This is a genomic window from Herbidospora sp. NBRC 101105 (assembly GCF_030269205.1).
Taxonomy (GTDB): domain Bacteria; phylum Actinomycetota; class Actinomycetes; order Streptosporangiales; family Streptosporangiaceae; genus Herbidospora; species Herbidospora solisilvae.
Genome location: NZ_BSSX01000006.1, coordinates 231,705 through 245,442, shown reverse-complemented (window position 1 = coordinate 245,442; position 13,738 = coordinate 231,705). Strand labels below are relative to the sequence as shown.

Below are 13,738 nucleotides of genomic sequence, written 5' to 3'. Positions count from 1 at the left end.
GGCGTGCCACACCGAAAAATCCGGATACCGGAGGCCGGGACACCGCGGCTGAGCGAGGGATTCGACCGGGTCCGCCGGGAGTTCGACCTGCCCGACGAGTTCCCCCCGGCGGTCCTCGAAGAGGCCACGGCCACCGCCGCGCGGCGCTTCGTCGGCGACGACCGCACCGACCTGCCGTTCCTGACCATCGACCCGCCCGGCTCGATGGACCTCGACCAGGCCCTCTGCCTGGAGGAACGCCAGGGCGGCGGCTACCGCGTCTGGTACGCCATCGCCGACGTGGGCTCCTTCGTCCGTCCCGGCGGCGCGATCGACCTGGAGGCCCGGCGGCGGGGCGAGACCGTCTACCTGCCCGACGGGCGGGTGCCCCTCCACCCGCCGGTGTTGTCGGAGGGCGCGGCCAGCCTGCTGCCCGGCGAGATCCGGCCGGTCGCCCTGTGGTGCATCGACCTCGACGCCGAGGGCGAGGTCGTCGGGTTCGACGTCCAGCCCGCGCTGGTGCGCAGCCGGGAGCGGCTCGACTACGACTACGTGCAGACCCTCGTCGACACCGGCCGCGCCGACGGCACGCTGCGGCTGCTGGCCGAGGTCGGGCCGCTGCGCATGGAGATCGAGCGGGCCCGGGGCGGGGTGACGCTGCCGACGCCCGACCAGGAGGTCGTCCGGGCGGGTGACGGCTACCGGGTGGAGTTCCGCTCGCCGCAGCCGTGCGAGGAGTGGAACGCGCAGATCTCGCTGCTCACCGGGATGTGCGCGGCCCAGCTGATGCTCGACGCCGAGGTCGGCGTGCTGCGGGTGCTGCCCGCCGCCGGGCCGGCCGACGTCGGCAAGGTGCGGCGGATGGCGCTGGCGCTCGGGGTGCCCTGGCCCGAGGGGGCCGGGTACGGCGAGGTCGTCCACGGCCTCGACCCCAAGATCCCCGGCCACGCCGCCTTCCTCCACGAGTCGACGGTCCTGCTGCGCGGCGCCGCCTACGTCGCCTTCGACGGCGAGCCGCCGCCCGACGCCCTGCACGCCGCCGTCGCCGCCCCCTACGCCCACGTGACCGCTCCCCTGCGGCGGCTGGTCGACCGTTACGCCACCGAGGTCTGCCTGGCCGTGGCGAGCGGCGAACCGGTGCCCGAGGAGATCAGCGAGGCGCTGGCGGCGCTGCCGCGCGAGATGGCCGTGGCCACCCGCCGATCGTCGGGGGTCGACCGGGCCTGCGTCGACCTGGTCGAGGCGTTCCTGCTCCGCGACCGGATCGGCGAGACCTTCGAGGCGGTCGTCGTCGACGTGGCCGAGAACGGCAGGAGCGGCCAGATCCAGCTCGCCGACCCTGCCGTGATCGCCCGTTGCGACGGGGCCGACCTGCCGCTGGGCCACCGGATCCCGGCCCGCCTGCTCCGGGCCGACACGGCGACGCGGGAGATCCGCTTCGCGTGGGTGCCCGCGGCCGACTGAACCCGGACGAAGATCCTTACTCCCGGATTTGTCGGCTGATATCGTCTCGGGTCAGGAAAGCATCGCGTACCACTGACAGTACGGGAGGCTCGATTGACACCTGATCTCGCAGGTCACGCCCGGATCATGACACTGGCCGACCTGGTCACCCCGATGAGCGTCCGGACCGCGGTCACCCTCCGCCTCGCCGACCACCTGGACGCGGGCGACCTCACCGCCGACGACCTCGCCGCCCGAACCGGCGCCGTCCCCCGGCCGCTCCGCAAGCTGCTCGACCACCTCGTCCACCTCGGCCTCCTGCGCGCCGCCGAGGGGCGGTACGGCCTGACCGACCTGGGCCGGCTGTTACGCCGGGGCGAGGCGCCGATGGGGCCGTTCGACCAGCTCGACCTCGACACGGTGCTCGGCCGGACCGAGTTGTCGGCCGTCCACCTGCTCCACAAGGTGCGCACCGGCCGGTCGGTCTACCACGGCATGTACGGCACCGACCTGTGGACCCACGTCGACCGGGCGCCGGGCACCCCCGACGACCTCAAGGCCCAGCTCGCGCTTCCGCCGGGGTTCGACATCGACGTCCTGCTCGACCACCCCGTGCTCGCGCGGGCCCGGACGGTCGTCGACGTCGGCGGGAACACCGGCGCCCTCGTCGAGGCCCTGCTCACCAGACATCCGGACCTGTCGGCCACCCTGATCGACCTGCCGAGTTTCGCCGGGGCCGCCGGGCAGCGGTTCGCCGCCGCCGGGCTCGACGGCCGGGCCGCCGCCCTCGCCCAGGACTTCTTCCAGCCCCTTCCGGCGGGCGCCGACGTGTACGTCCTGTCGGCGGTGCTGGCCGACTGGGACGACGAGACCGCGGTCCGGCTGCTGCGCAACTGCGCGCTCGCCGCGGGCGACACCGGCCGGATCCTGGTCTCGGAGGTGAGCCTGACCGAGCGGCTGCGCCACGTCGACACCGGGATGACGTTGTGGTTCGAGGCCGTCATGGACAACCCCGACCGCTCCCCCGACGACCTCGCGGCGCTGGCGGCCGAGGCGGGGCTGAAGGTGGCGGCGGTCGAGCAGGCGGGCACCCGGATCGTGCTGGAACTCCATGGCTGAGCCGGTGGACCACGACGTCGTGGTGGTCGGCGGCGGCCCCGTGGGGTTGATGACCGCGTGCGAGCTGGCGCTGGCCGGGGTGCGGGTGGTGGTGGTCGAGCGGCGTACCGACGTCGATCCGACCATCAAGGCGATCGGGCTGCACATCCCCTCGGTGGAGGCCTTCCAGCGGCGGGGGCTGCTGCCCGCGCTGCTCGACGCGCAGCGGCGGCAGGCGAGCGAACTGCTGGCCGCCCTTCCCCGGCGGATGGACCTGGGCCGGGTGCCCATGTCGTCCGACATCGCGGGGCACTTCGCCGGGATCACCGTCCCGCGTGCTCTGGTCGACTACGCCGATCCCGACTTCGGCGCGGCGTGGTCGCGGGACATGATGCCGGTCAGCCAGCAGGCCCTGGAGGCGATCCTCGCCGAACGGGCCGTCGCGCTGGGGGCCGAGCTGCGGCAGGGCGCCGAGATGGTGAAGTTCGCCGACGACGGCGAGGGGGTCGACGTCGAGCTCGATTCGGGCGAACGGCTGCGGTGCGTGTGGCTGGTGGGCGCCGACGGCGGGCGCAGCGCGGTCCGGCGGGGCGCGGGGTTCGACTTCCCCGGCACCGACCCCGAGATCACCGGGCACCAGGCCGTGGTGGAGTTCGCCGACCCGGAGGTGCTGAACCCGGGCTGGAACCGCACCGAGAACGGCATCTACGTCTACACGCCGCTGCCGGGCCGCATCCTCACCGTCGAGATGGACGGCCCGCCGCCCGACCGGCACGCGCCCGTCACCCACGCGGAGCTGCAGGACAGCGTCCGGCGGGTGTCGAAGACCGAGGTCACGATCACCTCGGTGCGGTCGGCGACCCGGTTCACCGACCACGCGCGGCAGGCGAGCACCTACGTGCGGGGCCGGGTCGTGCTCGCCGGCGACGCCGCCCACGTCCACTCCCCGTTCGGCGGGCAGGGGCTCAACCTGGGGCTCGGCGACGCGCTGAACCTGGGCTGGAAGCTCGCCGCCACGGTGCGGGGGTGGGCTCCGGACGGGCTGCTCGACACCTACACGCGGGAACGGCACCCGGTCGGGGCGTGGGTGCTCGACTGGACGCGGGCGCAGATCGCGCTGATGCGGCTCGACCCGCTCACCGAGTCGCTGCGCCGCATCGTCGGCGATCTCGTCGCCACCCCGGGCGGCGCGACCTACATGGCGAAGAAGTTGTCGGGGGTGCTCCAGAAGTACGACCTGCCCGGCGACCATCCGCTGGTGGGCCGCAGCGTGCCCGACCCGGACGGCCGCGTCGCCGAGGCCCTGCGGAGCGGCCGGGCCGTCCTCACTGGCCCGGCCCACCTGGCCGGGGCCGTGGGGACGCGGGCCGGGCGGCTGGTCCACCTGGAGTCGGACACGCCGGTGCTGGTCCGTCCCGACGGCTACGTGGCCTGGGCGGGCACCGCTCCCGACGACATGGCCGGGCTGGAGGAGGCCGCGTGCCGCTGGCTCGGCGGCTCATGACGAACGGTCGAAGGCACGGGCGGCCAGCGCCCGTGCCAGCCGGGCCCGCCCCTCGCCCACCAGCCGGGCCAGGGCCGGGGGCGGGGCGGTCCGGGTGAGCCACTCCCCGACGGCGTCGACCGTGGCCTGGTCGACGGCCCACGAGGGGAACAGCACCATCGCCGGGCCCTGGGCGCGTTCGCCCCGCCGCCGCCACACGTCGCCGATCTCCTCCAGGTAGCGGGCGGCGTACGGCCGCAGCAGGTGCTTCTGCGCGGGATGGGCGAAACCGCCGATCACCGCCTCGACGGTGGCGGCCGGGAGGCTCTCGTCGTGCATCGCCCGCCGCCACGCCTCCTCCTTGCGGCCGGGGCGCAGCGCGCGGGCCCGTTCGGCCTGGGAGGGGCCGAGGAAGGCCGGGCCCCGGGCGAGTTCGGCGTCGATCTCGGCGTCTCCGGCGACGCCGTGGGCGACCAGCGCCTGAACGACGCGCCAGCGCGTCAGCGGGTCGACGGGGTCCTCCAGCAGGCGGCGGACGCGCGTCAGGTGGGACTCGTCCAGGACGCCGACCAGAAGCGCGTTGATCAGCACGTGGTGGCGGTCGGATCCCGGTTCGGCGGCCTCCGCCTGCTCGATCAGCCAGGTGGCGTGCGCGCGCCAGCCGCCGGGTGACCAGTCCGGGTCGGCGTAGGTGTCGAGCGCGGCGTGCGCCTGCTGGAGCAGCCGCCGCAGCACGCCGGTGTCGGTCTCGGCGGCCAGGCCGCGGTGGATCAGGGCCACGTAGTCGCGGGCGCGGAACTCGGCGTCCCGCGTCGTCTCCCAGACCGCCGACCAGGCCAGCGCCCGCGCGAGCGGGTCGGCCAGGTCGCCGATGCGGCACGACAGGACGGCCCGTGAGGCGGGGTCGAGGCGGATCTTGCAGTAGCCGAGGTCGTCGTCGTTGACCAGCACGAGGTCGCCCCGGTGGCGGCCGATCAGCTCGGGCACGTCGGTGCGCGCGCCGCTGACGTCGATCTCCTGCCGGTGGACGCGCACCAGCCGCCCGTGGCCGTCGTCGGCGTAGACGCCGACCGCCACGCGCTGGTCACGGAGCAGGTCGGCCGACTGCTCGACGGCGAAGGCGGTGAACCGGCCGTCGGCGTCGGCCGACCAGACCGGGCGCAGGGTGGCGAGGCCGGTCGTCTCCAGCCATTGGCCGCTCCAGCGGGACAGGTCGCGTCCGGACGCCTTCTCCAGCGCCGCCAGCAGGTCGCGCAGCGTCGCGTTGCCCCACGCGTGGGCGGCGAAGTAGCCCCGCAGGCCGGTGAAGAAGTCGTCCGCGCCCACGTGGGCGGCCAGCTGCCGCAGCAGGCTCGCCCCCTTGGCGTAGGTGATGCCGTCGAAGTGCACGCCCGCCATCTCGACGTCCTGGACGTCGGCCACGACCGGATGGGTGGTGGGGAGCTGGTCCTGCTGGTAGGCCCACGCCTTCTGGATGTTGGCGAAGGTCGTCCAGGCCTGGGTGTGCCCGGTCGCCTCGGCCTGGGCCAGCACGCTCATGTACGTCGCGAACGCCTCGTTGAGCCACAGGTCGTCCCACCACCTCATGGTGACGAGGTCGCCGAACCACATGTGGGCCATCTCGTGGAGCACGGTCTCCTCACGGGCCCGCAGCTCGTGGGCGGTGACGTGGCCGCGGAAGATCATGTCCTCCTGGTAGGTGACGCAGGCGGCGTTCTCCATGGCCCCGGCGTTGAACTCCGGGACGAAGCACTGGTCGTACTTGGCGAAGGGGTAGGGGACGCCGAAGGTGTCGCGGTAGTAGGCCAGCCCCCGCCGCGTCTGGGCGAACAGGCGCTCGGCGTCCATGTGGGAGGCCAGGGAGGCCCGGCAGTAGAGGGCCAGCGGGATCTCGCCGTCCTCGTCGGCGTGCCACTGCGCCCACGGCCCGGCCACGACCGCCACAAGGTAGGTGGGCAGCGGCGGGGTGGGGGCGAAGTGATGGCGGCGCGTCCCGTCGCCGGCCGGTTCGACGTGGCGCGCCGGGCTGTTGGTCCGGACCGTCCACGACGCGGGGGCGGTCACGGTCAGCGTGAACGGCGCCTTGAGGTCGGGCTGGTCGAAGCAGGCGAAGACCCGTTTGGCGTCGGCCGGCTGGAAGTGGGTGTACAGGTAGACCGCGCCGTCGGCGGGGTCGGTGAAGCGGTGCAGGCCCTGGCCGGTGCTGCCGTAGGCGCAGCGCGCCCGCACGGTCAGCTCGTTGCGGGCGGCCGGATCGGGCAGCACGACGCCCTCCGACGGGTCGTACCGGCGCAGGTCGAGCGGGTGCCCGTTGAGGACCGCCTCGTCGGCCGACCGGGCCACCAGGTCGATCCACGTGGCCTCGCCCGGCCGCCGGCAGGTGAAGCGCACGGTGGTCACCGAGGTGAAGCCGTCGTCGCCGGTCAGGTCGAGGGCGACGTGGTAGGACTCCACGGCGATCAGCTCGGCCCGCAGGCGGGCCTGGTCTCTGGTCAGGTTGGGCGTTTCCACGGGCGACCTCGGCGAGTCGAGAGACGATCGTTTCCGGGCAGCCGTGACGGACGATATGTACGTCCGTAATCTCGCGTTCTCCGTGGCCCCCGACCCAATATTGATAACACAGAAACTGGCAGAAACGGACTTACTTCTTCGTTGACATGTTCCGGACAGATGTGGTGTTCTGCCTCTAGCCCACCCCTAATAGGAAGGTGAGTCAGGTATGACATCTGTTACAGCGACGCTACCCGCAGTAGAGGAGAAGACAGCCGATCCGCAGGTCATGAAGGACGTCAACGACGCCCTGATGGGAATTTCGGGATTCGCGGAGTTCAGCGCCGCGACCAACGGATTCCTCAAGGGCGACATCGACGTCGAGCAGGCGCTCGAGGCGATGGCCCCGTTCCTCCGCGGCGAGATCTGCCGTGACGAGGCCGACCGCGAACGCATGATCCAGCTCGGCCAGACCATCGAGGCGAAGTGCGGCTGGGCGTCCGTCCTGGCCACGCTCACCGCCTGCACGGCCGCCTTCAGCTGCTCCGGCTTCTGCTGCTGACCCGACGCTCCACCGGCTCCACCCGCTCCACCCGCTCCACCTGTGCGAGATCCGCCTTTCCACCGTGATCACGGGCCCTTCTCCTCGGCCCGGCGCCGCGAGTCGCACAGAAGAAAGACCGCCCTTTCGTGTCGGCGGCGCAATTCTGCGAGTGAACGTAGATGACAGGCTCAAACAGCAATCGGTACGCCGGAATCCGCCTGGGATTTCCTGGGCGGATTCCCGAGCATGCCCGAAAACGTCGAAGGAAATTCGGTGCCCGAGGGCTACGACATTCTTGAGCAGATCAATCTCGAACTGAAGAGCATCGACGGCGCCGCCGATTACCGGGCCGCCGCGCTCGGATTCATCAAGGGCGACCTCGAACTCGACGACGCGATCGAGGCGATGACACGGGTCCTGCACGGCGACGGCTACGGCAACGCCGAGCACCGCAGGCGCATCATCGAACTCGCGCAGACCGCCGAGGAGCGGTGCGGATTCATCACGATCACGGTGAGCATCGCGGGCTGCACGGCCGCGTTCAGTTGCTCGATGGGATGCTGCTGACCGATCGGAGATCCTGTGAACGCCGATTCCCCCGACGTCGTCGTGCGGGCCGACCGGCTCACCGCCGAGAAGTCGGTCTTCACCGCCGGCCGGCCCGTGCTCGACGAGGTGACCGCCGTCCGCGTCCTCGCCGCGCACGGCGTGCTGGGCCCGGAACAGGTGCTGGACCCCCGGCTGACGGTCGTGGACGAGTCACGCCGCTGCCGCTGCCTGATCGTGCGGCTCGCCGAGGCCGGCTGGGTGGTCAAACAGGGCACCTCGGCCGAGACCCAGGAGACGCTCGACCGCGAGGCGGAGGTCTACCGTGTGCTGCGGGGCTCCTCCTTCGCGCCCTACCTGCCGCGTTTCTCCGCCTTCGACGACCGCACCGGCCTGCTGGTCACCGAGTTCGTCGACGGGCAGGCCCCCCGCGACGCCCACATCGCCGACCCCGCCCGGCGGCCGGCGACGGCGGTCGGGATCGGCGCCGCCCTGGCCCGTCTCCACACCGTCGACGGCGACGGCGGCCTGCCGGCGCAGCAGCCGCCGCCCATCCTGCGCTGCGGGCACCCCACGCTCGACTCCATCGAGTTCCACAGCCCCGCCTCGCTGGAGGTGGTCCGCACCATCCAGTCCAGCCCGGCGCTGTCGGAGCTGCTGGACGGCGTACACGACCAGTGGACCGCCGACGCCATGGGACACGGCGACCTGCGCGGCGACAACATCCTCATCCGGCCCTCGGGCGAGCCCGTCTTCATCGACTGGGAGATGGGCGGGCCCGGCGACCGCCGCTGGGACATCGCCGGGCTGCTCACCGAACGCATCGTGTGGTGGCTCACCGACCCCGACGCGTGGGTGCCCATGGAGGGGCAGGTGACCGCGAACGCGGCGGCGGCCGAAGGGCTGCGCGAGATCCGCGGGTTCGCGCACGCCTTCCTCGGCAGCTACGTCCTCACCTACGCCGGCGAGCTCGACCTCGCCAAGGCCGGCCTGACCGACCTGATGCGCTGGTGCGGCGCGCGGCTGGTGCAGTTCGCCGTCGAGCAGACCCACCAGCGCAGCGTGCCGCTGGCGACCTCCCGGCAACTCCTGCAGATGGCGGCGAACTTCCACACCACCCCCGGCGTGGCCGCCCGGACCTTCTTCGGATTGGCGATCGACGATGGCGACCGATGACAACCGGGAGACCGTCGCCGCCGCGCTGGCCGCGGTGACCGTCTCCGCGACCTACGACCTGGCCTGGTTCGGCGAGGTCGTCGACACGATCCGGCCCCTGCCCGACGACGCCATGATGCGGGAGGCGGCCGGCTCCTTCGTCGGCCGCCTGCTCTACCGGGGCTGCTACCTGTTCGGCCGCCCGCGCCGCGAGGTGGCCGCCTTCCGCGAGTCGATCATGGAGGGCCTCCCCTCGACCCGGTCGGCCCGGTTCGTCAACGCCGCCGTGTACGCCGGCGCCCACGTCGCCCCTGCCCGCAGACGGCTGCCCCTGATCACCGGCGACGCCGAACCGCTGGTCGACCTGGAAGGGGTCCGGGTCAGGCTCAGCCTCCCCGGCCCGGCCGACCACGTCGAGGTGCACATCCCCGGCGTCTCGGTGACCAAGTCTCCGGGGTTCGTGCTCTTCCGCAGCCCCCACGGGCAACCCTCCGCCGACGGACAGCGGCTGGTGCGCCTCTACTGGAACCTGGCCGCCACCGGCGCCGTCGCCCTGATCGAACCCCTCACCCGGATCGTCGGCGACCTGCCCTTCCACTTCAAGGTCGTGCACGCCGACGCCGACTGGCCCGAACGGGCCGACAGCGCCGTGCTCTACATCGGCCACGACGACCTCGCCCGCGTCTGGCCGGCCCTGCGCGACCTCCACCGGCGGCTGCTGCCGATGATGCGCCCGTACGTCCCCGCGCTGACCCACCGGGCCGGGCTCGGGCTGGGCGTCGCCGAGGACCCGGGCGGCGGCGAGAGCTACGGCATGTTCGTCTGCGAGCGCATCGCCGAAGGCCTCATGCGGGCGCACGCCGAGGGCACCGCCGACCGGGACGTCCAGCTCGCCCACGTCGCCGAGGCGTTCGAGAAGGCGGGACGGTCCCTGACCACCCCCCACGCCACCCCCGAGGTCGCCCGCCTCCTCGACGGGCTCACCGGCGCCGCCCCCGCGCCCGGACCGGTCGCCCCCGGCGGCCTGACCGGCGAGGCCGAACGGCTCGCCCGGCGGATGGCCGCCGACGCCCTGGTCCACGGCGACCGCTGCACCTGGCTCAAACCCCACCCCGACATCGGCGGCCGGGCCGGATGGGTCCCGATGAGCGCCGACGTCTACGACGGCACCGCCGGGATGGCCCTGTTCCTCTCCCAGCTCGGCGACCCCGCCTTCACCCGCCTCGCCGCGAAGGCGGCCCGGCAGGCCCTCGCCACCGCCGCCGACCTGCCCGGCCCCGGCCTCTACAGCGGCACCTCCGGCACCGGCCTCGCGGTGGCCCTGGCCGGACGCGCCATCGGCGACGCCGAACTGGTCGAGCGCGGTTTCGCCCTCGTGGACGCCGCCGCCCGCGACGCGCTGACCGGCGAGGGCCCCGCCGACGTGATCGACGGGACGGCCGGGGCGCTGCTGGCCGTCCTGACCGCCCGCGACCTCGGCAACCCGACCGGCCTCGGCCGCGCCGCCGACCTGGGCGCCGCGCTGATCGGCAGGGGCGAGGACACCGGCGGCGTCCTGTCGTGGACACCCGGCTTCGTCGGGTACGCCCACGGCGCGGCCGGATGCGCCCTCGCGCTGGCCGAACTCGCCGAGGCGACCGGCGAGGCCGCCTTCCTGGCGGCCGCCGAGCGGGCGGTCGCCTACGAACGCACGTGGTTCCACGACGGCAACTGGCGCGACGCCCGCACCGCCCACGAGCGCGGCCCCGGCGGCGACCTGACCCTCGAACCCGACATCAACCGCTACGACTGGTGTTACGGCGCGCCCGGCATCGCCCTCACCCGGGGCCGGCTGGACCCGCACGAGGCCCGCATCGGGTTCGCCGCCGCCCGCCGGGCCGCCACGAGCCACCCCGCCCTCGTCTACGACATGTGCCTGTGCCACGGCGCGGCCGGCCTCGCCGAGATCCTCTCCCTCGCCCCGGCCGAACACGCCGAGGACGGCGACGCCGGCCTCGCCCGCGAGATGACCCGCCGCGCCCTGGCCGCCCACCACGACGACCTGGCCTGGCCCCGGGGCCACGGCCTCATGCTCGGCGCCGCCGGGGTCGCGCTGGCCGCCCTGCGCCGCGACGACCCCGCGATCGTGTCACCCCTGCATCTGCCGCACCCCCGAGGAGGCCTCCGTGGACGACGCTGAACAGCCGAAGCCGCCGTACGACGTGACCGCCCTGCTCGTGGAGCTCCAGCGGTCGTGGGCGACGGTGCCCGGCATCGACGACTTCGTCGGCTCCGGCGCGGCCTTCGTCAAGGGCGAGGAACCCGACCTGGAGAAGACCGTCGACCGCATGATGTCGTTCTTCAACGGCGAGATCGGCGGCTACTCCACCGAACGCCAGCGGCTCGTGCTGCTCGCCCAGAACATGCGCAAACGCGCCGGCGGCGTGCCGATCGTGCTGCTGACGTTCACGACGTGCACCGAAGTGCTCTCGTGCTCGTACGCCTGTTGCTAGTCACCCGGCGATCACGGTCTGCAGGAGGGCCAGCCCCGCCAGCAGCGCCGGGCCGCGCACCAGTTGCAGGATCAGCCCGAGGGGCGTCGGGCCGAACAGCCCGACGTCCACGAGAGGGCTGGAGTAGTCGAGCGGCGGCCGGGTCGCCACCCGGTAGGTCACCGCCAGCGCGCCCGCCGCCGACACCGCCGCCGTCAGCAGCGACAACCCCGGAACCAGCGCCCAGGTGACGGCCGACCAGACCACCGCCCCGGCGGCCGGGACGGTCAGGAACGTGAGCGTCAGCATCAGATCGGAGCCGCCCAGCGCCCGCCGAATCGACGGAGAACGCGAAACGACGCGCAATCCGGCCGCCAATCTGTCGACCGCCGCGAATGCCGTCACGGTGTGCAGCGCGGGCAGAAATGCGTCGAGCCCGACGACATGGGCGCCATAAGGAACGGAAATCAGCGCCGCCCACATGAAGAATCCCGTCGGCATGCGCCGGATTCGGGCCAGATCGCTTTTCACCAATGCGGTGAATCGATTTCCGCGAATCGCCGCCGGACGCACCCGCGCCACCGCCCGCGCCCGCCGTTCGAGCACGATGGACCAGAACATCGTCACGTCGAGGGAGAGCACCGACACGTGCGTCGCGGTGGCCAGCTCGGCCCCGGACGACACCTTCCCGCGTGTCATCGCCCCGAGGCTGCGCCGCGCCCACTCGGCCGCGGCCACCGCCGCCGCCAGCGCGACCACCGCCGCCACGGTGAACGGAACCGGCCCCGCCGACTCCAGCCCGGTCAGCGTCAGGTCGGGGCGCAGCGCGAGCACCGCCACCGCGACCCCGACCAGCGTGTAGGCCGCCCCGCTCAGCCACCGCTGGACGGCCGCGACCGGCCGCTCCCCCGCCTGCGCCAGCAAGCACAGGCAGGTCAGCACCACTCCGGCCGCCGCCCAGCACACCACCCACGCGACGACCGGCACCGACAACCGGGTCACCGCGAGGAAGACGAACCCGACGACCGCGCACACCGCCGCGCCCACCGTCACCGCCGCCGCCAGATGCCCGCGCAGCAGGGCGCCCCGGTCGACGGGGGTGCTGAGCAGCCACGTGCGGGCCGGCGACCCGGCGTAGAGCGGGCCGAACGCCAGCAGCGCCTTGGCCAGCAGCACCAGGCAGGCCAGGGCCAGGACCGCCGCCGTGAGCTGGGTGACGGACGTGCGCACCAGGTCGGGCACGCCGCCGCCGGCCTCGATGCGCGCCACCCCGGCCTGGGTGACCTCGACCACGAGCCCGCCCAGAACGCCCAGGTAGATGAGGCGCTCGATGAGCATCGAGAGCAGGAAGCCCAGGGGGCGGCGCGGGCGGCGGGCCCGCCGGCGGTGGCGGAGCTCGGCGGCCCCCGGCAGCGCCCGGACCCCGATGACCGTCATCCGGCCACCTCGATCGTGCGGTCGGCGACCGCGTCGATCAGGTCACGGTCGTGGGAGGTGAACAACACGGCCACACCCGCCGCCTTCTCCTTCTGCAGCCGGTCGGCGAGCCAGGCCCGCCCCTTCACGTCGAGCCGCTGCTCGGGTTCGTCGAGCAGCAGCAGCCGGCGCGGCCTGACCAGGCAGGAGGCCAGCCCGAGCCGGTGGCGCTGGCCGCTGGACAGGGTGATCGGCAGCTGGTCGGCGGCCCCTTCGAGGTCGAGGTCGCGCAGCGTGGCCGCCACCAGGGCGTCGGGGTCGTCGGCGCCGTGGGCCCAGGCGTAGAGGGCCAGGTGGTCGACGACCGACATGTCGGGGAAGTAGTCGACGTCGTCGAGCAGGCAGGCCATCGCCGCCCGGACCGCGGGGTCGGACTCGCGCAGCGGCACGCCGTCGAACTCCACCAGCCCCTCGTCGGCGTCCTCCACCCCGGCGACGCACCGCAGCAGGGTCGTCTTCCCGGACCCGTTCGCCCCGACCACGGCCACCGCCTCACCGGAGCCGATCGAGAAGCCGACGTCGTGCAGCACCGGCAGGCGGGAATAGGATTTGTGCAGACCGGACACGCGCAGCAATGCGGATGGGGCCGTTGCGCTCATCGGGGATTACACTCCTCAATCGTCCGGAGATGTCGTACCGCTAATGTGCTCAATTGGCGTCGGCCAAAGCGATTGTAACCGAATGCGTCAGCGTCCGGTTCACGGCCGGAAAATGCGCCGGGAATATGCGAAGGGCCGCCCCGCGCGATCACGGAGCGGCCCTTTACAAAGTCAGGTCACTTCTTGAGGCTCCACGTGGTGCCGTAGCCGCCCAGGTGCAGGGCCAGGAACACGGCGCCGGCGATGGTCAGCGTGGTCACGGTCAGGACCGCGCCGACGGCGTAGCCGCCGATCGCGAAGACGAGGGCGACGAGGAACAGGACAGCGGCGAGGAGAGCGAACATCCGGACCTCCAGGGGCGTGGGGTGTTACATAGCGGATTTCCGCCGTGTAACACCCGGAATCTCCCCATGGGGATACGGTGGGCGAACGAACCACTACCCGCGCCTGACCG

General features: G+C 73.1%; 12 protein-coding genes. 8 read left to right on the top strand and 4 right to left on the bottom strand.

The genetic code is table 11. The features are described from left to right. Nucleotides 1–3: 3 nt before the first annotated feature. The 3 genes from QSK34_RS24860 (at nucleotide 4) to QSK34_RS24850 (ending at nucleotide 4,024) form a co-directional block, all read left to right on the top strand. Nucleotides 4–1,443, top strand: coding sequence for an RNB domain-containing ribonuclease (locus QSK34_RS24860; RefSeq protein ID WP_285587143.1), 1,440 nt, complete (start codon nucleotides 4–6; stop codon nucleotides 1,441–1,443). Between the two features lie 93 nt (nucleotides 1,444–1,536). Beyond that, complete coding sequence (locus tag QSK34_RS24855; RefSeq protein WP_285587142.1) at nucleotides 1,537–2,541, top strand: methyltransferase; 1,005 nt, start codon at nucleotides 1,537–1,539, stop codon at nucleotides 2,539–2,541. Next, nucleotides 2,534–4,024 carry an FAD-dependent oxidoreductase gene (locus tag QSK34_RS24850; RefSeq protein WP_285587141.1) on the top strand — a complete coding sequence of 497 codons (1,491 nt, stop codon included), beginning with the start codon at nucleotides 2,534–2,536 and terminating at the stop codon, nucleotides 4,022–4,024. The genes QSK34_RS24855 and QSK34_RS24850 overlap by 8 nt, the downstream gene beginning before the upstream one ends. On the opposite strand, the gene pepN is transcribed toward QSK34_RS24850, so the two are convergent. Next, nucleotides 4,019–6,514 (bottom strand): aminopeptidase N, encoded by a 2,496-nt coding sequence (pepN, locus tag QSK34_RS24845; RefSeq protein WP_285587140.1) that lies wholly within the window; start codon nucleotides 6,512–6,514, stop codon nucleotides 4,019–4,021. The two genes, QSK34_RS24850 and pepN, sit on opposite strands and share 6 nt — an antisense overlap. Before the next feature lie 268 nt (nucleotides 6,515–6,782). On the opposite strand from pepN, the gene QSK34_RS24840 reads away from it, so the two are divergent. The 5 genes from QSK34_RS24840 to QSK34_RS24820 all read left to right on the top strand — a co-directional run bounded on the left by QSK34_RS24840 (nucleotide 6,783) and on the right by QSK34_RS24820 (nucleotide 11,230). Next, nucleotides 6,783–7,055, top strand: coding sequence for a hypothetical protein (locus QSK34_RS24840; protein ID WP_062348674.1), 273 nt, complete (start codon nucleotides 6,783–6,785; stop codon nucleotides 7,053–7,055). Nucleotides 7,056–7,283: 228 nt separating this feature from the next. Beyond that, a complete protein-coding gene (locus QSK34_RS24835; RefSeq protein ID WP_156045476.1) occupies nucleotides 7,284–7,604 on the top strand; it encodes a hypothetical protein in 321 nt (106 codons plus the stop codon). Between the two features lie 15 nt (nucleotides 7,605–7,619). Next, a complete protein-coding gene (locus QSK34_RS24830) occupies nucleotides 7,620–8,759 on the top strand; it encodes a phosphotransferase family protein (RefSeq protein ID WP_285587139.1) in 1,140 nt (379 codons plus the stop codon). Continuing rightward, the gene (locus tag QSK34_RS24825) at nucleotides 8,746–10,917 is read left to right on the top strand and encodes a lanthionine synthetase LanC family protein (protein ID WP_285587138.1); all 2,172 of its coding nucleotides are present in this window, start codon (nucleotides 8,746–8,748) and stop codon (nucleotides 10,915–10,917) included. The genes QSK34_RS24830 and QSK34_RS24825 overlap by 14 nt, the downstream gene beginning before the upstream one ends. Further along, nucleotides 10,904–11,230, top strand: a complete 327-nt coding sequence (locus QSK34_RS24820; protein ID WP_030452415.1) for a hypothetical protein — start codon at nucleotides 10,904–10,906, stop codon at nucleotides 11,228–11,230. The genes QSK34_RS24825 and QSK34_RS24820 overlap by 14 nt, the downstream gene beginning before the upstream one ends. Here the strand turns inward: QSK34_RS24820 and QSK34_RS24815 are convergent, their stop codons facing one another. From QSK34_RS24815 to QSK34_RS24805, 3 genes are all read right to left on the bottom strand, one after another. Continuing rightward, the gene (locus tag QSK34_RS24815; protein ID WP_285587135.1) at nucleotides 11,231–12,646 is read right to left on the bottom strand and encodes a DUF6297 family protein; all 1,416 of its coding nucleotides are present in this window, start codon (nucleotides 12,644–12,646) and stop codon (nucleotides 11,231–11,233) included. Then, a complete protein-coding gene (locus QSK34_RS24810; RefSeq protein ID WP_161483238.1) occupies nucleotides 12,643–13,284 on the bottom strand; it encodes an ABC transporter ATP-binding protein in 642 nt (213 codons plus the stop codon). The genes QSK34_RS24815 and QSK34_RS24810 overlap by 4 nt, the downstream gene beginning before the upstream one ends. Before the next feature lie 176 nt (nucleotides 13,285–13,460). Then, nucleotides 13,461–13,628, bottom strand: coding sequence for a hypothetical protein (locus QSK34_RS24805; protein ID WP_202610723.1), 168 nt, complete (start codon nucleotides 13,626–13,628; stop codon nucleotides 13,461–13,463). Between the last annotated feature and the right edge of the window lie 110 nt (nucleotides 13,629–13,738).